Source organism: Sphingobacteriales bacterium, from assembly GCA_016719635.1.
In the GTDB taxonomy this organism is placed as follows: Bacteria; Bacteroidota; Bacteroidia; order Chitinophagales; family JADIYW01; genus JADJSS01.
In genome coordinates, this window is sequence record JADJYT010000003.1 from 359948 (window position 1) to 378907 (window position 18960).

Below are 18960 nucleotides of genomic sequence, written 5' to 3' on the forward strand. Positions count from 1 at the left end.
TAATATAAACTTATTTACATTTACAATAAATTTACAACTATGAAACCGGAAGAAAGCCTGGATATCATTCAAAATATGATTGAAACATCCAAAAAGAAAATCAGCGACAGCAGCAAACACTACCTGTTATGGGGATGGGCGGTATTCCTGTCAGCAATCGCACAATATATTATGATAAAAATGCACTACCCGGGCAGCACGCTGGTATGGCTGAGTATGCCGCTGACGGGCATCATAGCCTACCTTATCGGCAGAGCTGAGCATAAAAAAGCGAAAGTGATAACATTCGCCGGGGAGGCCATTAAAAAACTGTGGCTCAGCATGACCATTGGATTTATACTGCTTGCCTATTATCAGGTAGGGGGACACGGCAACAGCATACCCATTTTCATCCTTCTATATGGAATCGGTATATTGACCACCGGAAGCATATTATCCTTCAAGCCTTTAATCGCCGGAGGAATTGCCTGTTTTATCATTTCCTTTATCGGAATGCAGATCGGATACAGCGCATATCAGCTGTTGCTGCTTGCTTTAGCTGCATTGGTATCTTATCTCATACCGGGTTATCTATTAAGGGCAGAATCTAAAAAAGCAAGCTGAATGAAAGCGTTTACTTCCTTAGATCCTTTATTGCATTCGCAACTCCGTCTGGCAGTCATCTCCCTACTGATCAGTGTGAAGGAAGCAGATTTCACCTACATACAGGAAGTGACTCAATCTACAAACGGCAACCTTAGTGTACAGATCTCTAAATTGAAAGAAGCGGAATACATTGAAGTCAAAAAAACATTTGAAAATAATTATCCGAAAACCACCTGTAAAATAACAAAGAAAGGGATACAGGCCTTTGAGAAATATGTATCTGACATCAAACAATATCTATCACCTAAAAATTAATCCCATGGAAAACAGAGATGAAAAATTATGGCAATTGGCCGGCAAGCGGGCAGCATTCAAAGGAAAAATAGTTTCGTATGTCGCGGTTACTACTTTCCTGTGGGCCGTCTGGTATTTTAACGGACAACGCACGACGGACAATGGTATTCCCTGGCCGGCCTGGGTGTCACTGGGCTGGGGTTTCGGACTGGTCATAGGATATATTAAGCTCTACCACATGAATACCACAGACCAGATTGAGAAGGAGTACGAAAAGCTTAAGAATAGATCCTGACAACAGAATTACAGGGGCTTATCATCCAGCACCTGCAGGCCGGCTTCAATATAATTTCTGATGTCGTCGTTCTGCATATGCGGATCATTCGGGTCCTTTTTTATTTTTTTGCCTAAGCGTACGATTACGGCATTTTCATCCGGCACCACAAAGATGAACTGACCGAGTATCCCCCTGAAATACGGTATCTGGTGGCTTTTATAGTTGATCATCCAGGTCTGATAGCCGTACCAGTCGCAGGTGAATCCCCTGGCATCTTTCAGGTAAGCAGCGGGCGTAGTCATTGCGGCGATGTATGCGGAATCTATCACCTGCACGGAATCCCATTTGCCGTGTTGTAATACCATTTGTCCCAGGCGGGCAAAATCCCGGGCGGTGGCGTTGATACAGCAGAATGATTTTTCCATGCCATTCTTATCGGTACTCCAGAGTGCATCACTCTCCGCTCCCAGTGGCTGCCACAGGTATTCCTGTGCATTTTCGGCCAGGGATTTACGGGTTACGTTCTTGATGACATAACCTAAGATCTGCGTACAGCAGCTCTGGTATTCAAATAATTTTCCTTCCTGATGGTCATTTCTAAGCCTGAGCTTACCCATTAATTTATCTAAGTCACTGCCATAATACGACTCAGCCGTCATGGAGAAAATATTCCAGTAGGATTCCTCCCAGTCGAAATTGGCGCTCATCGTAATCACATCCTTCAGCTTCAGTCTTCCTTCCGGAATATGCGTCAGCTGCGGGACATATCTTTTCACATCCTCTTCCAGTGAAACCTTACCCTGTTCCGCCAGCTTACCGATGAGCAGTGCATTAACGGTCTTCGCCATGGAGAAGGAACCGGACAGCGTTTCCTTATCATACTCCTGTGCATAGCGTTCATACAGAATTTTTCCGTCTTTAATCACCAGGAAAGCTCCTGTCTTTCGTTCGTCGAAAAAATCAATCAACTCTTTTGCAGGAGACTTTTTGTTGTAATTTTCACTGACGGGCCAGGGTTTCGGATGATCCGATTTATGGATAGATGTGTGTGAAAACAACTTATAGTCATCCACATCGGCGAAGTTATGTTTCAAGCCCATCTGTACGTGTTCCGGCAGCAAAAAGAATCCAACCCCCAAAAGGGCGATTCCGATCATCGTGTTTCTCATAACCTAAAAGTAAAAAAAATCGGACAAGTATGTCTACCTGTCCGATGTAAATATTTTGAAGCTATTCCTTATTTCAGGATGGTGACCTTCACTTTATAGAAATAAGCATCAGATTGGTCATCAAAAACAATCTTACCGGAATAACATCCATTCCCCTGTGAATTTAATCCTTCGGCCACTCTACCGGTTTTACCTACATATTTCTCTTTGGAAGTATAAAAGCTGTCATCCTTATCCAGATCAGTTACCACCACTTTGGTTCCTTTCTCTATTTTAGAAAGATCCGATGATGATGACGATGTTGTTGTTGTTGTTGTTGTTGGACGAGACGGAGTCCTGCCTGCGCTTATTTTTTTCAATTTAACCAGGTAGAAATACGGCTTGCTGCCATTTTCCAGCTCTATATCTCCGCCGTATCCGTCTTCGAGATCATCTATTTCCAGGTTGCTGACATACCCTTGCTGTCCGATATAATCATCCTTATCATCATAATAGCTGTCCTCGGGGCTTACTGCCACTATCTCTACCTTGTCTCCATCCTGAATATCCGGATCATTGACCGCATTATCCCATTCTGTATAATCATATCCTGATTTAGAATCAACGGGAGCATCGGATTTGCTTTCTGCAGGTTTTTCCAGTTTGGCAACCGGTTCTTTCGAAAATTTAGCCTTATAAAAATACCCCGTGCTTCCATCGTCATATTTGAAGTCACCGGAATAGTAACCGTCTTCCTTGACCGTCATATCGTTTTTATCCACTTTTCCTTTTTTACCCACTAAATCAAAACGGTCTGAATAATAGGAATCATCGGGGCTGATTTCCGCCACATAAACGGCAGTACCCTTTTTGATGGTACCTGTAATAAACTTAACTGGCTTCATGGATGAAGCGGATACAGCGGGTGAAGTAGTTTTAGCTGCCGTGGTTGGCGCTGCACTCACCTTCGCATCCGGTTTTCCTAATTTTACCTTATAAAAGTAATAGCTCTTTCCGTCATCCGTAGAAAGGCTGCCGGAGGTATAGCCTTCGCCGTCAACAGTGAGGCTACTATTAGTCGTACCTGTTTTTCCTACTATTTCATTCCTGTCTCTATAATAAGAGTCTTCCGTAGAAATCTCGCTGATTTTAAACTTTGTTCCGCTCGGGATAGAACCTGTAAAGTCCGACTTAGTATTCACCTTGGGGGCAGTCGATTTTGAACTCTCTATTTTAGAAACTTTGACATCGGTAAAAAAGCAGGTTCTGGAAGTGCCTTCTATCTCCAGCGTTCCTGAATAAAAGCCCTCTTTACCATTGGATAAATCGCCCAATGCCGTTGCATCCTTGCCTAAAAAAGAGGCTCTTTCTTCGTAATAGGAATCTGCATTGGCAATTTCCAGTATCTTAACTTTGGTCCCTTTGGTAATTTTGTCCTCCGCTTTTAAAAGAACGGTCATACCTGAGAAAAACAACATGAATAGCAGCAGATTTCGCATAAAAATAATCTTTGGTGTAAATGTACTAATTCAGAAAGTATCCTTGCAAATTATGTACCAGAAATCAGGAAGAATACCCAATTGACGGTATTTATATCAAGCCCCTGCCGGTTTTCTGAATCTGGTCGTTGGTTTTCATCTCTTTCATGAGGGAATCCAAAACCCCGTTGATGAAATCCTTGCTTTTGGGCGTGCTGTATTCTTTAGCTATATCGAGGTATTCATTAATGGTCACCTTAACCGGGATGCTTGGAAAATAAAGAAACTCAGTCACGGCCATGCGAATCAAGATCATATCCACGACCGCCAACCGCTCGGATTCCCAGTTTTTCAACTTCGGTTCGATTATCTTCAGGTGTTCTTTTTTGTGTTCTATGGTCTGGTTGAACAAGTCCAGCCCGAACTGCGAAAGCTCTTTAAATTTATCCCGCAGGCTGCCTTTTTCCAGATGCAGTTTCAGTTCATGTTTGCTTTTATGGATGACCTCATGCACCGCTTCTATCACATATTCAACGTCGTCCATCCAGTTGGTAAAAATCTCTTCCGTATTCGCGGTAAAGATTTCGTCTTCCAGTATGATTGAATCCAGCAGAAACGTAATGATTGCCCTGTCTTCCTCCAAATCAAACTCTTTCCCATTTTCAAGATAGGTATCGTATTCAGGCGATTCCGACAATTTCCTGTATAACTGACGGATATTATCTTCCTCCAGCAACGTGAAAGTCTGGGCGTTCTTCAGTTCCGTCAGAAATTCCTTGTCATTATTCAGAAACTGAACCAGGACATTACTCAGCAATTTCGTATTGAAACTTTTGTCTTTGTCGCTTTTGATGTATTTGGATGCCTTGATTTTTGCATCTTTCTCCACAAAATTGGCGACTTCACGAATGGTTAAGAGAATATAAAGGTACTGGTCCTTGACCGACAGGATACTTTTTTCCAGCAGGGTCTGAAACTGGGAAGAGGGAGTGTTTTGAGTGGTGTCAAAAGCATAAATGTATTGCATAGCTTTTATTCGTACACTTCTTCTTGTAATCATAGGATGGAATGAACTTTGGTGCAGTAAAGATAGTTAATAAAAAACAGCTGAATATGTTAAGTAAATAAGAAATCTTTCCTTGTTTTTCCTGAAACAATTTTTATAGTTTTTTCTTTATACTTTTAGGTTTGCAAAATGAAAGAGCTTAGGGCTGTCAATAAATATTTAATCAAATACAAATGGTTGCTGTTACTGGGCATCCTGTTTGTGGTAAGCTCCAATATTTTCGGTTTATATACCCCGCAATATATCCGATATACCGTCGATATCGTCAAAGAGAATCTGGCAACCTATCACCTGATCAACGGATTTCAGGTACAATCCATTTTCAAGACACAATTCGTCTATTTTATCCTGTTTTTTTCAGGCGTCATCTTTATCACATCTCTGATAAAAGGATTGCTGATGTTTTTCATGCGTCAGACAATTATCGTCATGTCGAGGAAAGTGGAGTATGACCAGAAAAACGAACTCTACGAACAATATCAGCAGCTGAACACTTCGTTTTACAAGCGCAACAACACCGGAGACCTGATGAGCCGCATCAGCGAGGATGTATCACGGGTGAGAATGTATATAGGCCCGGCCATCATGTATTCCATCAACCTGGCCGCGCTGTTCATCATGGTCATTTTCGTGATGTTCAGGATCAACGCCTACCTCAGTTTTCTGGTACTGCTGCCATTACCTGTTCTAACGTATTCCATCTACAAAGTCAGCGATGTCATCAATAAAAAAAGTGAACGTATCTCCGTGGCGCTTTCCGCGCTGACAAGCCGCGCGCAGGAAGTATTTTCGGGCGTCCGTGTCATTCAGTCCTACGCCATCGACCGGCAGATTCAGGAAGAGTTTTACGCGGTCAGCGAAGATTACAAAAAGCAAAACATCTCACTGGCGAAGGTGGAATCCTTTTTTGCGCCTTTGATGCTGCTGCTGATCGGGTTAAGTACCCTTTTAGTGGTGTATATTGGCGGAAAGGAAGTTTCCTACGGAAGTTTTACCACCGGAAATATCGCAGAGTTCATTTTTTATATCAATATGCTCACCTGGCCGGTCGCATCGCTGGGCTGGTGTGTCTCGCTGATACAACGCGCAGAGGCTTCGCAAAAACGCATCAATGCATTTATGAACGATCCGAACAAAATTAAGAACTATACAGATGCGACTTTTCCGGCCATCCAACAAATTTCGTTTAACCATGTTTCGTTTGTTTATCCCGATACCGGCATACAGGCGCTGACGGACATATCCTTCGACATACAGAAAGGACAAAAGGTGGCCATCGTCGGGAAAACCGGCAGCGGCAAATCCACCATTGCCGAACTGCTGCTGCGAACCTATGATATCGATTCGGGAACCATCACCGTCAACGGTCAATCCATCAGAAACATAAACCTGCCCGCTTACAGAACTAAAATCGGTTACACTCCGCAGGATGTCTTTTTATTTTCCGATACCATAAAAAACAACATCCTTTTCGGAAAGGATAATTGTCCGGACAGCGAAGTGGAAAAATTTGCCGCCATCGCCTGCGTGCATGATGATATCTTACAGTTACCCAAAAAATATGAAACCGTGGTGGGCGAACGCGGCGTCATGTTATCGGGCGGACAGAAACAACGCATCTCCATTGCCCGTTCATTAATCCGAGATCCGGAAGTGGTGCTGCTGGATGACTGTCTGTCGGCGGTCGATGCTAAAACGGAACGTACCATCCTGGATAATCTGGATACCCTATTACAAGACAAAACTGTTCTGTTCATTACACATAGAATTTTTGCCGTTATGAACTTTGACAGGATTCTGGTGTTAGAAAACGGAAGCATTGCTGAACGGGGAAATCATGCGCAGCTGATGCACAAAAAAGGATTGTATCATGACTTATATCAATTGCAGCAAACAGAAACGGCGGAAGCATGATCGATTCGTATGCACAGTTATTAACATCGTATTTTTTTCATGTTGACTAATTAATTTTAAAAGTTCTGTTTTTTGAAATATTATTGTGAACATTAAAAATGACAAAAGTGGAGAACGAAAAGAATTTTGACAAGAACGGAGTATATTCCAAAAGGGTGAGAGCCGGTAAAAGAAGAACGTACTTCTTTGATGTACGTACAACAAAAGGCAACGATTACTATCTGACGATTACAGAAAGCAAGAAACGTTTCGAAGATGACAACTATGACCGTCACAAAATTTTTATCTATAAGGAAGATTTTGTCAAGTTTGTCAATGCCATGCAGGAAACGGTAGATTACATCAAAACCGAACTGCTTCCTGATTACGATTTTGACGCACATAATCACGATGATTATGAAGAGCGCGAATACAAGCAGGATATTTCAGCGGCAAAACAGGAAAGCGCTCAGGAAGAAGTGAAAGAGGAAAAAGAGGAGGAACAGAAAACGGAAGAAAACCCAGTGGTTTCCGCCATCAAGCCTCCGCACACAGACGAGGAAGTGGATAAATGGGATTAATCCGCCGGAAAACTAATCTTTGCCTAACAGTTCATGCCCCATCTTATCTCTCTTGGTTTTGAGATAGGTTTCATTGAATTTATTGGGAATCGTTTCAATCGGCACATTTTCCACTATTTCCAATCCATATCCTTTCAACGCTGCGCGTTTTTTAGGATTATTGGTGATCAGTTTCATTTTAGCAATATTCAAATCGCGCAGAATCTGTGCGCCGATACCGAAATCACGCTGATCCGCCTTAAAGCCCAGCGCCAGGTTGGCATCTACCGTATCCATGCCTTCTTCCTGCAGTTTGTAGGCTCTCAGCTTATTCATAAAACCTATACCCCTGCCTTCCTGCATCATATAGAGGATAACGCCTTTGCCTTCCTTTTCCACCATCTTCATGGCATTGTGCAGCTGATCGCCGCAGTCACAGCGCAGAGAGCCTAAAATATCTCCCGTCACACAGGACGAATGCACGCGCACCAGCACCGGCTCATCGTTCTGCCACTCGCCTTTCACCAGAGCGAAATGCTCTTCATTCGTGGTAAGTTGTTTATAGGCAATCAGTTTAAAGTCGCCGTATTTGGTCGGCATGTTCACTTCCACCATCCGCTCGATCAGTCGGTCGTTTTTTAGCCTGTATTCCACCAGGTCCTTGATGGAAATGATGCGCATATCAAATTTATCGGCAATCAGGTACAAATCGTTCAGGCGCGCCATGGTGCCGTCTTCGTTCATGATTTCCACCAGTACACCCGCCGGTTCAAAACCCGCCAGCCTGGCGAGGTCAATGGCCGCTTCGGTATGGCCGGTACGGCGCAGCACCCCTTCCCTTCTGGCGCGCAGCGGGAAAATATGCCCCGGTTTGCCAAATACTTTCGGGTCGATAGCCGGGTCAATCAATGCCTGTATGGTCTTGGAACGGTCTGCTGCGGAAATGCCCGTAGAGCAGCCGTGCCCGATCAGGTCCACCGAAACGGTGAATGGTGTATCGTAATGGGATGAATTGGAATTCACCATCAACTCTAGCTGCAGGGCATCGCAACGGTCTTCCAGCAGAGGTACGCAAATCAGCCCGCGCCCGTGCGTGGCCATGAAATTGATGATTTCAGGGGTGACATTGCGGGCGGCGGTGATGAAATCACCTTCGTTCTCGCGGTCTTCGTCATCCACTACGATAACGAGTTTTCCGTTTTTGATAGCCTCAATGGCGGATTCTATGGAATCCAGCTGATGGGTTGTATCGTGTTGTGGGTTGCCAGACATTTTTTTACTCCTTTACAAAATTTAATAAAACCGTGTGCTGTTCTTATTCCTGTAAATGAACAAAACGGCACACAGGTTCAGATTTCCTATCCAAAAGTACACAAAAGTGCGTCAACAAAGGGTAAAAGCAATATTACGATTAAGCTAAAGAATGGCAGGGGTACCTTGTGAGATGGTATAAATATGGCAGAAATTACCGGGGCATGGCAGCAGTAAAACAACAGAAATATATACGCATGCAAGTACAAATAAGCTTATAAAATCATATTCCATTTTATTATTTATACAATAATACTATGTTTGATAAAGCAAACCAAAGGTTCAGGTATACAACATAGAGTAGTTAGTATATGCGAACCAATGGTACGGGTATAATCAAGTTAGCTGCTAACTATGTTTTATAAGAACAGTCAAAACTTGAATATCAATTGAAAATGGGCATTAGTTATCTCTTTGCCAATAATTTACTTTGAAAAATTTTGGAATTTGTTCAAAGCCAAGTTAATTTCATTATAAAAGGCTTTCAACCCAAGGAAACGATTCAAAAGATTCTCTATCGAAAAGAAAGGAAATCGACCGCGTTAAATTGTAGTATTATATTAACAGACGGAACCAGATCGCGATTAAGCTCCTTAAATTGTGAACGAAAATCGGAGATAAAGTATTGAACTGGCGAAACTGAATTTATAGATCTAGTTCTTGCACAGAATAATGATAAAGTCATTCATCTTCAATCATATCATAATAGAGGAATTGGAATCAAGTCAACAATTGATCCAGGAACATACTTAAGCACGCTTAATTTATTGGCGAAATTCCAATCCATCATACTTGAATTTGAAATGATAACCCATTAATAACGACATTACAAAAAATTACTTAAGATAAGATTTAAACATCATGCACTTTGGCTAACAAAAAATTGGCTATAGTTCTACATTTGAAAGGCAACTTCATTAAAATCCCCTCGCCGTCGTTGGTTTGTAACCAACGAACCTGCCAACCCAAAAAGCAACAGTAAGCAAAATTATGTCAAGCTTTTTTATTTTTGATTGAGGTGTAATACGAACAGGGATTGGTTTGTTGGTTGTAAACCAACAAAGGCGAAGGGCACCTACCCGGAAAGGCGGACTTTCATCTTCGTATGAACATCGAAAAGAAAAAAGAATCCCTCCACTGGCCTTAGCGACCCGCTAAGACCAGAAATAATGTCACACACAGGGGCAAAGATGTGCATAAAGTGTGTATTCTGAATGTTGCGGGATGTGCATTACCGTGTGCAAAGAGAAGTGCATAAATACAGGCTGTAAAAAACAGATTTTACTTGACAAATTGCAGAATTGGATGTAAGTTTACTCTACGTTATTGGAACGTCGAAAAAGTGAGGGAAGTGGAAGACATAAGCAGGTTTAAAAGCCGGTGAAACTTTCAGCTGAGGGATAGGGTCAAATCTATTTTTATCAGACACCATGGGCGGAAAAAGGAACGAGATTGGCAGAATAAATTTCGGTAAAAGGAAATGAAACTGTTAAATTGAGAAGACAAGGTTTTAATCGGCTTTGTCTTTTTTTTTGCCCATGCCCGAAGTATCTCCATCCTATTCTTCCCTGTTTTCTCCCTGCATCCGAAAGACATGACCGGTAACCTGAACTACTTACGCAAAGCCACCCGCAGCAGATTCTTCAAGGCACGCAATCGCCTGATTTTTGTTGCCGGCCTGAACTTGTATTTCTTAGGTATGAATCCTTCCGGCAGGTGATACGAACAGATGGCATTTCCGTGTTTATCAATGGCAGACAGTTTTACCGCTTCCTTTCCGAACACTTCCACTTTTCCGAATGCATCCTTGAAATTAGTGTTGCCTATCCCCTGTCCGCCCTGATTCCACAGATTCAGGTGAAGATTGTTTTTAATGATGGAAGCCAGTTTGGAATTGTCCTGCGCCAGCCCTCCCGCCATGAGCTCCGGAAAACCGGCATTCTTTCCATCATCTATCGCTGCGGTATGCGCATCGCCGCTCAGCACCACCACGTTTTTAATCTTGTTATCGTGGCAGAAATTCAGCAGTTTCGTCTGCGTTTCCGGAAAAGCAAACCACAGAGTCGCCAGCGATGCCGCAATATAGGAGCCGTTCATACCGTTGGGCAGTATCCGTTTCTGTGCCCGAATGCACATATCCAGCACTTGTTTATATGACCGGTTGAACGTGACACCGCTGACGATAAATTTCCAGTCGGCTTTGGAGTGTTGAAGTTTTGTCAGCAACCAATTCAGCTGCGCAGAATCCAGTATGGCATGCCCTTTCGGTACTTTGTATTTCCATCGTCCATTCTTTTTCAGGTGAAAGGCTTCCGAATTCGGCGAGCGCGTAGAACGCGTATCCAGGAAGAAAATTTCCGTATTGCCATAGACAAAAGAATGATAGGCCTGATCGGGCACTTCCGCATACGACGGGAAAAAGGTATGCAATCCCTGTATGGCCATTTCCCTCAGCGTATCGGGATACGCAACTTCTTTCATCTCGGTCTTAGAACCGGACATTTTCAGCGCTGTATAAGTATGTCTGGAGAAATCATCGAAGACACCATCCTCATCATCAAACACAAAATCCATGGGTGTGGTTTCGAGCAACTTTTTCAGGTTGGGCATTTCATAGCGCCGCTGATACAGTTCCTGCTGGTGCTCCAGGCTTTCATCGTAATAAAATTTATCCTCTTTAAAATGATCCGTATAGAGCCAATCCCCCAGGTGCAGGAAGAATGCCGGTTCATGCCGCTGCATTTCCGCAAAGATGGAATCGTTGTGGTGCTGTTCCGTGCAGGAGCCTAATGCAAATGAAAAACGGGCGGGCTGATAGTTTTCGGGAAAGGTTTGGAAGGAACCTGTCTTTTCGTCATTGCCATAACTCACCAGATAATAATACCTCATATCCGGGAGCAGAAAATCGAGTTTAAACAGGTTTACCTTATTACTCGTGTCTGCCGCTTTAAAATCAATGACCAGCGAATTGGAAGCATTCGCATCCGGATTTATGCTGCCGCCCTCCAGGAGGATGGGTTCATCGGATAGCTTTATAAACCCGGCGGCATGGGCATCTGTCATAAACAACAGGTGGGCGGAAGAATCCGTCACGGCGCCGATAACCGGGCCGGAAATGATATGCTGAGAAAAAACATTCAGACTCAGCAGCATAAATAACAAACCGAATACCCCCCCTGTCTGCCGACAGGAAGGCTCAAACTCCCTCTCCAGTCTGGAAATTCGGATAGTATCAATCTCCTCATTTTTAAAATAGGTGTTCATTTGTTTTCATCCGTTTTCAAAAAATCCAATTACGTACTACGCACTACTCACTACTTTCCTTACTTTTGCATAAATCTATAAAAATTTGACCTTTCCCGATAAAATAATTTTCATAGTGGGCAATTCACGCAGCGGCACCACCATGATGCTGCGCATCTTCAACAACCACCCGAAACTGATGGTGCTGAATGAACTGCATTTCTTTGAGCAATTATGGGCACCGGAAGACAAAGGGAAAATCATTTCTAAAAAACAGGCAGTAGAATTGGCTTCCAAACTGATGCTCACCCAGCGTGTCGGCTATATGACCCACGACCGTGATTTTTCAAAATATACATCCGAAGCGAATTCTTTCATCCAACAGATCGGAATCGAAGCACTGACGGCAGAGGCCGTCTATCAGGAGTTTACCAAACGGGAAGTCGCCTTAAACGGCAAATCCGTCGTGTGTGAAAAGACACCGCAGAATGTTTTTTACCTGAAAGAGATTTTTGAATTATACCCGAATGCACAAGTCATCAATATGGTGCGCGACCCGCGGGCTATTCTGTTGTCGCAGAAAAACAAATGGAACCGCCGCAACCTGGGAGGCAATTATATGACGAGACGGGAAGCCTTGCGCTTACGTATCAACTACCATCCGGTTACCATCAGCAAGCTGTGGAATGCGGCGATTCATGCCGCCAATTCATTCAACAGCGACAGCCGGATGATGACACTGCGCTTCGAGGATTTACTGGAACAGCCGGAAGCGAGCTTGCAGCTCGTATGCCGGCACATTGGTGTTGACTTTGATGCCAATATGCTGAACATCACTCAGGAAAGCTCCTCCATTGAGCAAGACAGCAGGGAAATCGGATTCAGGAAGGAACGGGCGAGCAACTGGAAGAAAGGCGGGCTCAACACGACCGAGCGATGGATTTGCCAGCAAATTTGCCGGAAAGACTTGATACGACATAGGTATGAACTCGAAAAAATCCAACCCAATTATTTACTGCTGATTTATTATTACCTGAGTTTCCCGGTAAAAATCAGCCTGGCATTATCGATGAATCTGAACCGCATGAAAAATATGGTCGAAACGCTGAAGAGAAGGTTGCGATGAGAAATGGGAGATAAGAGTTGAGAGATGGGTTATGAGAGAAAAGAATTTAATAGGAAAAGAATAATAAACCAATACTGACTATTGACTGACAACCATTGGCAAAAAAATGACCGAGACACAACATATATTCAACCTTGACTTTACTGCTGCGGATAATTTCGATCCCATCATTGAATCTATCCTGGAGCAGACGACGGACGGATGTTCGTTTCCAGCGGTCATCACACCGAATGTAGACCTGACGGTTCATCTCAATAAAAACAAAGAGTTGCTGCCCGTCTTTCAGCGGTCACGATTCATACTGCCCGACGGCGCACCCATCATCTGGTTTTCAAAACTATTGGGAAGGCCGCTTAAAAAGCGTTTAGCCGGAAGCGACCTGTTTCCGCTCATCTGGAAAGCCGGTATCCTGCATCAGAAAAAAGTATTTATGGTGCTGCCGAATGAAGCGGTGCAATCAAAACTGGCACAGGAATATCCTGCGGCCCGGTTTTACATTCCACCATTTTTTGATGCGACGCAGACAGATGTGGAAACGGAAGCACAAAAGATATTTCCGATGCTGCAGGAACATCAGCCGGACTTTATATTTCTGGGTTTGCGTTACCCCAAACAGGAAATGCTGATTGTCAACCTGCACAACAAGATTCAAAAAGCCGGTGGCAGGATGCCCTTATTTTTCAACCTGGGCGCTTCCTACGAATTTTATACGGGCATGAAGGACCGTGCGCCAAAGTGGATGCAAATTATCGGATTGGAATGGCTGCACCGATTTTTATCCGAACCCAAACGCACCTTTAAACGGTATTTCTGGGATGATTTGTATATTTTTGTATTGTTCTTTAAAGAACTTATAAGGAAGTAGGGATTGCTTCGTTCCTCGCAATGACGTCATTGCGAGGAACGAAGCAATCTTTAACATGAATGATAAAATGCAACTAACACTAGACGATATTGATTTAAAGATTTTATCCATCCTGATGAAAGACGCGAAGACGCCTTATACGGATATTGCCAAACAATTATTTGTATCGAGCGGCACGGTGCATGTTCGAATGAAAAAGATGGAGGAAATGGACATCATCAAGAGCTTCAACCTGCAGCTGAATTATCACGAACTGGGATATGATATCACCGCATTTCTGGGAATTTACCTGAGCAAAAGTTCGGAATATGATCTGGTAGCCAAGGAGCTGGAAAAAATTCCGGAAATAGTGGATTTGCATTACACCACCGGCAATTATTCCATGTTCTTAAAACTCATCTGCAAAGACACCAATCACCTGCGTCAGATTTTAATGGATAAAATCCAGAAAGTTGAAGGAATTACACGCACCGAAACCATGATATCTCTATCGGAAAGCATTAACAGGCCGCTGAAATTTGAAGAGTAAGCCTAATAGTCAAATATATATTTTACAGATCTTGCATTACCCGCATATGGACTTTCAAAATTCGCTTCTATCAATAACTCACTCACCTCCTTGTTTGAATTGACCGTGTAATTAAACACCATATCTAAAAAAAACCCATTTAGATTTCCATTTCTGATTTGTTTTATTAAGGGCATTTTTTTCGTTTGAAACGGAATGAATTCTAAAATTCCGCCAACAATTTCCGTACTTGGAAAAATTAGGTTCCTGTAATTAGAAAACAACGGAATATTGGATACATGCAAATTATCATTAAAATAAATCAATGTATCTGTCTGTAAGGGATCATAATTTCTGCCATTGTAAACGATTGTCGTGTCATTGTTTCTGTATTCATATCTTGCGCTATCTTCATAACCACCGCATCTGGCTGATCTTGGCAGCCTTTTATAACTTTCCATGGAGCCATCCGGATTATAGGTAAAAAAATACTCACTGGCCGGAGAAACACCATCACAGCCATATGGTATAATACCTAATGAAGTTAAATTCCCCAGTACGTCATAATTAATTCCATAGTAATAAAATTGAAACACATTGTCAGTTTTAATTCCATACAGCCCCGAACTATCATCGTAATATAACATGGAATACCCGCCAAAGCCCGGTTCTGCATAAACACTGTCAAAATAATTGCCGGCAGCGTTTTTATAAAATTGATAAGAAAACATCAAACTATCGGCACTGCCTGAAGCAACTTTATATATTCTGACTTTCCTGGGAAAGGAATTTGCATGTGGTTCCAGACCTGTCAAATCATTATCCCTGCCACATGAAGAGATGATGGTTATTAATACAGCAAGGATTGAAAGATTTTTCAATATTTTTTTATTGCAATATATGTACTATATCGAAATTTTACAACTTAATCAGGATTTTCAGCTGAGGTGTGTATCTGCCAAACTGCCGTAAGTGCTCTTTCACTTTTTTTTATATCTTTGCATCGATGCAAATCTGCAACAACATACTGGAAACAATTGGAAATACGCCAATAGTAAAGCTGAATAAAATCACGGCTCATATTCCCGCTACTGTTTGCGTAAAGATTGAATCGTTTAATCCCGGCCATTCCACGAAAGACAGGATGGCGCTAAAGATGGTGGAAGACGCAGAAAAAGACGGGCGGCTGAAACCCGGCGGCACGATTATTGAATGTACCAGCGGCAACACCGGCATGGGGCTCGCGATGGTGGCCTGCGTCAAAGGGTATAACTGTATTTTTACCACGACAGATAAACAATCCAAAGAAAAATTCGATATACTGCGCGCCATGGGTGCTGAGGTGATCGTATGTCCGACCAATGTGGATGCAACAGACCCGCGTTCCTATTATTCCGTTGCCAGAAAATTATCCGAAGAAACACCGAATTCCGTTTGGATGAACCAATATGACAACCTCTCCAACCGCCAGGCACATTATGAAAGCACCGGACCGGAAATCTGGCAGCAGACGGATGGCAGGATTACCCATTTTGTGGTGGGAATCGGAACGGGGGGAACGGTAACGGGTACTTCCAGGTTTTTAAAAGAACAGAATCCGACTATCAAAACCTGGGGCATTGACACCTACGGTTCCATCCTTAAGCAATACCATGAAACAGGCACCTTTGACCCGAAAGAGATTCATTCGTATATCACCGAAGGGATTGGTGAAGATATCATCCCGAAGAACTACGATTTCAGCCTGATTGATTTCGTAGAAAAAGTAACCGACAAGGAAGCGGCCCTGATGCAGCGTCGTCTGGCGAAAGAAGAAGGTATTTTTGCCGGTAACTCTGCCGGTTCGGCCATACAGGGTTTATTGCAATTACACGAAAAATTTCCGCTGACCAAAGACGACCTGGTGGTGATTATCCTCCACGACCACGGCTCCCGTTATGTCGCCAAATTCTTCAACGATGACTGGATGCGCGAAAAAGGGTTTCTGGATTAATTCAACACATTGCATCTCTTTTCCCAACCTATCATCAGGCGTAGAAGATTTATTTTCAAGTATTAACTTCTCAACGGCTGCATAAAAAAAGCTGCCCTTTCAGGCAGCTTACAAAAACTATGAGCACTAACGTTATTTTGGTATATGATACATTTCGCAGATTTCATCATAGGACATTTCAGTCAGGGGTTTGCTGAGACGGACATGGATGGTGGAAGGAATAATCACATAACGGAATTTATTTCGGCTGTCCATGCGGGGAATACCCAACGGATTATCGACAAACTGTGTAAAGTGTACATAGCCGAGGCTGAGTTTATAGTTAAAGATGTGAATGTAATTAGAAACAATGATGGTAGTTGCCAGTGGCCTTGTAAAATTTGGGTCATCATATAGTCTGCAATAAGCCAGCACTATTCCTTTGTCCAAAATAGCCTGGGTGACGGCTGGTGCTTTTACGCTAAACAGGTGATTCTGACTCATCATGACCGTAGCAGGTGTTGTGGGTGTACCACCGGTTCCGCTGCCCGGCCCACCTGGAATAGGGTTGCCGCTTGGTGTTGTAACGGTAGGCTGTCCGGGTGATATCCAATCTGAATAGAGGACTTCTGTCCTGACAGTGTCATGCACGACAGTGGTGGTGCCTGTAGTTACGATGGTGTCTGACGTAACAATGGTGTCTGACAGTCCGTTGGTTCCATTTGTACCATCCGTTCCGTTCATACCATTTGTACCATTAGAGCCGCCGGTGATAGCCGGAGCCGGTGTGTTTTCTTTGCTGCATGCGACGGCAAGAATTATTGCTAAGCCGCATACTGTTTTTGTTAGATTTTTCATAGTTGTTTAATTAATGCTGTTAGTTAATGGTTCAAATTTGCGATGTAAAAAATGATCAGGCTTCCAGTAAAGAGTAAACGGCAGAATGAATGAGTATTCGGAAAAGTATCGCATTAAAAAGGCATATCCCCTGAGGATACGCTTATTTCTTTGCTTACAGTAAGCCATATTAATTCTGTGCAATCACCCCTGTAATTTGAACAAATAGCAGATTTGAAGGTTTTAGCAGTATGAAATACGTATTACTTTTTCTTCTTACCACCTTAATCTTCTTCGCCATTGATATGATATGGCTGGGAGTCATTGCCCGTAATTTTTACCGGGAGAAACTGAGTTTTATCTTTACCGGTGAAGTGAACTGGGCTGCTGCCATCATTTTCTATTTCATATACATCACCGGTATTCTCTATTTTGTAGTTGTGCCCGGATTTGGGCACCATGACTGGAAAACCGTGCTGTTCAACGGCGCATTTTTAGGTTTCTTATGCTATGCAACCTATGATTTGACCAATATGGCCACTATCAGACAATGGCCGTTAACGGTGGTTTTGGCAGATATCACCTGGGGCACTATACTCACCGGGAGTGTATCCGTATTAGCTTATTTAGCTGCATCGAGATGGATTCATTTCTGATTTTAAGATAATTTCTCGCTGCCCACTACTCACTACTCACTACTTTTAGTTATCTTTGCGCTCGTTAAAAACAACCGACAATGAGCAAGTATGCATCACTTTTAGGCGAAGAAAGAGCCGAGTTTCTGTTAGAACATCATTCCAAAACCATTGACAAATCGATGCTGCACCTGCCGAGTGCGGATTTCGTGGAGAAGATATGGATGCAAAGCAACCGCAATCCACAGGTATTGCGCAGCTTACAGCAATTATACAGCAACGGCAGATTAGCGAATACCGGATATGTTTCCATTCTGCCGGTTGACCAGGGTATTGAACACAGTGCCGGTGCCAGTTTTGCTCCCAATCCCATTTATTTCGATTCCGAGAATATCGTGAAACTGGCTATCGAAGGCGGCTGCAACGCAGTAGCCTCCACCTATGGTGTACTGGGTTCTGTAGCCAGGAAATATGCCCACAAAATTCCGTTTATCGTCAAGATCAACCATAACGAGTTTTTATCCTACCCGAATGCATTCGACCAGATCATGTTCGGAACCATTAAGGATGCCTGGAATATGGGCGCTGTAGCGGTGGGAGCCACCATCTATTTTGGCTCCGCGGAATCGCGCAGACAAATTGTGGAAGTGGCTAAAGCGTTTGAATATGCGCACGAACTGGGAATGGCGACCATCTTATGGTGCTACCTCAGAAATTCCAATTTCAAGAAAGACAGCGTGGATTATCACACTTCTGCAGATTTATCTTCTCAGGCCAACCATTTGGGTGTAACCATACAGGCAGATATCATCAAACAGAAACTGCCGACCAACAACGGCGGTTACGATGCCATCAAGTTTGGCAAATCGCACCCGAAAGTATATTCCCAACTGACAACAGACCACCCGATTGACTTGACCCGATATCAGGTTGCCAATTGTTACATGGGACGTTCCGGATTAATCAACTCAGGCGGAGAAAGTAAGGGCCAAACAGACCTGGCGGAAGCGGTAGAAACAGCCATCGTCAACAAACGCGCCGGCGGTATGGGACTGATTTCCGGAAGGAAAGCCTTCCAGAAAGATATGAAAGTGGGTATTGAACTGCTGAATGCGATACAGGATGTTTATTTGGACAACGACGTGACTATCGCTTAGTTTTT

General features: G+C 43.2%; 18 protein-coding genes. 11 read left to right on the forward strand and 7 right to left on the reverse strand.

Going from position 1 to position 18960, the window contains the following annotated elements; translation table 11 throughout:
* Positions 1–39: 39 nt before the first annotated feature.
* The 3 genes from IPM95_08475 to IPM95_08485 are packed head-to-tail and all read left to right on the forward strand — an operon-like array spanning position 40 to position 1174.
* On the forward strand, positions 40–603 hold the full coding sequence (locus IPM95_08475) for a hypothetical protein (protein ID MBK9329332.1): 564 nt from the start codon (positions 40–42) through the stop codon (positions 601–603).
* A complete protein-coding gene (locus IPM95_08480; protein MBK9329333.1) occupies positions 604–900 on the forward strand; it encodes a transcriptional regulator in 297 nt (98 codons plus the stop codon).
* A 4-nt stretch (positions 901–904) separates the two neighbouring features.
* Positions 905–1174, forward strand: a complete 270-nt coding sequence (locus IPM95_08485) for a 2TM domain-containing protein (protein MBK9329334.1) — start codon at positions 905–907, stop codon at positions 1172–1174.
* Positions 1175–1182: 8 nt separating this feature from the next.
* On the opposite strand, the gene IPM95_08490 is transcribed toward IPM95_08485, so the two are convergent.
* From IPM95_08490 to nusB, 3 genes are all read right to left on the reverse strand, one after another.
* The gene (locus IPM95_08490) at positions 1183–2325 is read right to left on the reverse strand and encodes a serine hydrolase (protein MBK9329335.1); all 1143 of its coding nucleotides are present in this window, start codon (positions 2323–2325) and stop codon (positions 1183–1185) included.
* A gap of 68 nt (positions 2326–2393) precedes the next feature.
* Positions 2394–3803 (reverse strand): hypothetical protein, encoded by a 1410-nt coding sequence (locus IPM95_08495; protein MBK9329336.1) that lies wholly within the window; start codon positions 3801–3803, stop codon positions 2394–2396.
* A gap of 91 nt (positions 3804–3894) precedes the next feature.
* Entirely contained in the window at positions 3895–4809 is a 915-nt protein-coding gene (gene nusB, locus IPM95_08500; protein MBK9329337.1) for a transcription antitermination factor NusB, read from the reverse strand.
* 168 nt (positions 4810–4977) lie between these two features.
* Between nusB and IPM95_08505 the strand changes: the two genes are divergently transcribed.
* Positions 4978–6762, forward strand: a complete 1785-nt coding sequence (locus IPM95_08505; protein MBK9329338.1) for an ABC transporter ATP-binding protein — start codon at positions 4978–4980, stop codon at positions 6760–6762.
* Positions 6763–6860: 98 nt separating this feature from the next.
* A complete protein-coding gene (locus IPM95_08510; GenBank protein ID MBK9329339.1) occupies positions 6861–7322 on the forward strand; it encodes a DUF3276 family protein in 462 nt (153 codons plus the stop codon).
* A gap of 12 nt (positions 7323–7334) precedes the next feature.
* Here IPM95_08510 and IPM95_08515 read toward each other — a convergent pair whose 3' ends face one another.
* Positions 7335–8573: a bifunctional 3,4-dihydroxy-2-butanone-4-phosphate synthase/GTP cyclohydrolase II gene (locus IPM95_08515; GenBank protein ID MBK9329340.1), complete on the reverse strand. Its 1239-nt coding sequence runs from the start codon at positions 8571–8573 to the stop codon at positions 7335–7337.
* A gap of 1650 nt (positions 8574–10223) precedes the next feature.
* Positions 10224–11876: an alkaline phosphatase D family protein gene (locus tag IPM95_08520; GenBank protein MBK9329341.1), complete on the reverse strand. Its 1653-nt coding sequence runs from the start codon at positions 11874–11876 to the stop codon at positions 10224–10226.
* Positions 11877–11961: 85 nt separating this feature from the next.
* Here IPM95_08520 and IPM95_08525 point away from each other — a divergent pair, with 85 nt between their 5' ends.
* The 3 genes from IPM95_08525 (at position 11962) to IPM95_08535 (ending at position 14375) form a co-directional block, all read left to right on the forward strand.
* Positions 11962–12981, forward strand: coding sequence for a sulfotransferase (locus IPM95_08525; protein ID MBK9329342.1), 1020 nt, complete (start codon positions 11962–11964; stop codon positions 12979–12981).
* A 106-nt stretch (positions 12982–13087) separates the two neighbouring features.
* Positions 13088–13846 (forward strand): WecB/TagA/CpsF family glycosyltransferase, encoded by a 759-nt coding sequence (locus tag IPM95_08530; protein ID MBK9329343.1) that lies wholly within the window; start codon positions 13088–13090, stop codon positions 13844–13846.
* Positions 13847–13901: 55 nt separating this feature from the next.
* Positions 13902–14375, forward strand: coding sequence for an Lrp/AsnC ligand binding domain-containing protein (locus IPM95_08535; protein ID MBK9329344.1), 474 nt, complete (start codon positions 13902–13904; stop codon positions 14373–14375).
* 2 nt (positions 14376–14377) lie between these two features.
* On the opposite strand, the gene IPM95_08540 is transcribed toward IPM95_08535, so the two are convergent.
* The gene (locus IPM95_08540; protein ID MBK9329345.1) at positions 14378–15235 is read right to left on the reverse strand and encodes a hypothetical protein; all 858 of its coding nucleotides are present in this window, start codon (positions 15233–15235) and stop codon (positions 14378–14380) included.
* 125 nt (positions 15236–15360) lie between these two features.
* Between IPM95_08540 and IPM95_08545 the strand changes: the two genes are divergently transcribed.
* On the forward strand, positions 15361–16347 hold the full coding sequence (locus tag IPM95_08545; GenBank protein ID MBK9329346.1) for a pyridoxal-phosphate dependent enzyme: 987 nt from the start codon (positions 15361–15363) through the stop codon (positions 16345–16347).
* Between the two features lie 132 nt (positions 16348–16479).
* Here the strand turns inward: IPM95_08545 and IPM95_08550 are convergent, their stop codons facing one another.
* The gene (locus IPM95_08550; GenBank protein ID MBK9329347.1) at positions 16480–17184 is read right to left on the reverse strand and encodes a hypothetical protein; all 705 of its coding nucleotides are present in this window, start codon (positions 17182–17184) and stop codon (positions 16480–16482) included.
* Between the two features lie 230 nt (positions 17185–17414).
* Here IPM95_08550 and IPM95_08555 point away from each other — a divergent pair, with 230 nt between their 5' ends.
* Both IPM95_08555 and IPM95_08560 read left to right on the forward strand, forming a co-directional pair.
* Positions 17415–17819, forward strand: a complete 405-nt coding sequence (locus tag IPM95_08555) for a DUF2177 family protein (GenBank protein MBK9329348.1) — start codon at positions 17415–17417, stop codon at positions 17817–17819.
* Between the two features lie 80 nt (positions 17820–17899).
* A complete protein-coding gene (locus IPM95_08560) occupies positions 17900–18955 on the forward strand; it encodes a class I fructose-bisphosphate aldolase (GenBank protein ID MBK9329349.1) in 1056 nt (351 codons plus the stop codon).
* Positions 18956–18960: the final 5 nt, after the last annotated feature.

Excerpts from the sequence above, each read along its gene's own strand:
- IPM95_08555 (MBK9329348.1), top strand. The coding sequence starts at position 17,415 with ATGAAATACGTATTACTTTTTCTTCTTACCACCTTAATCTTCTTCGCC.
- IPM95_08560 (MBK9329349.1), top strand. The coding sequence starts at position 17,900 with ATGAGCAAGTATGCATCACTTTTAGGCGAAGAAAGAGCCGAGTTTCTG.
- IPM95_08520 (MBK9329341.1), bottom strand. The coding sequence starts at position 11,876 with ATGAACACCTATTTTAAAAATGAGGAGATTGATACTATCCGAATTTCC.
- IPM95_08505 (MBK9329338.1), top strand. The coding sequence starts at position 4,978 with ATGAAAGAGCTTAGGGCTGTCAATAAATATTTAATCAAATACAAATGG.
- IPM95_08475 (MBK9329332.1), top strand. The coding sequence starts at position 40 with ATGAAACCGGAAGAAAGCCTGGATATCATTCAAAATATGATTGAAACA.
- IPM95_08485 (MBK9329334.1), top strand. The coding sequence starts at position 905 with ATGGAAAACAGAGATGAAAAATTATGGCAATTGGCCGGCAAGCGGGCA.
- IPM95_08510 (MBK9329339.1), top strand. The coding sequence starts at position 6,861 with ATGACAAAAGTGGAGAACGAAAAGAATTTTGACAAGAACGGAGTATAT.
- nusB (MBK9329337.1), bottom strand. The coding sequence starts at position 4,809 with ATGCAATACATTTATGCTTTTGACACCACTCAAAACACTCCCTCTTCC.
- IPM95_08490 (MBK9329335.1), bottom strand. The coding sequence starts at position 2,325 with ATGAGAAACACGATGATCGGAATCGCCCTTTTGGGGGTTGGATTCTTT.
- IPM95_08530 (MBK9329343.1), top strand. The coding sequence starts at position 13,088 with ATGACCGAGACACAACATATATTCAACCTTGACTTTACTGCTGCGGAT.
- IPM95_08535 (MBK9329344.1), top strand. The coding sequence starts at position 13,902 with ATGAATGATAAAATGCAACTAACACTAGACGATATTGATTTAAAGATT.
- IPM95_08550 (MBK9329347.1), bottom strand. The coding sequence starts at position 17,184 with ATGAAAAATCTAACAAAAACAGTATGCGGCTTAGCAATAATTCTTGCC.
- IPM95_08495 (MBK9329336.1), bottom strand. The coding sequence starts at position 3,803 with ATGCGAAATCTGCTGCTATTCATGTTGTTTTTCTCAGGTATGACCGTT.
- IPM95_08545 (MBK9329346.1), top strand. The coding sequence starts at position 15,361 with ATGCAAATCTGCAACAACATACTGGAAACAATTGGAAATACGCCAATA.
- IPM95_08480 (MBK9329333.1), top strand. The coding sequence starts at position 604 with ATGAAAGCGTTTACTTCCTTAGATCCTTTATTGCATTCGCAACTCCGT.
- IPM95_08515 (MBK9329340.1), bottom strand. The coding sequence starts at position 8,573 with ATGTCTGGCAACCCACAACACGATACAACCCATCAGCTGGATTCCATA.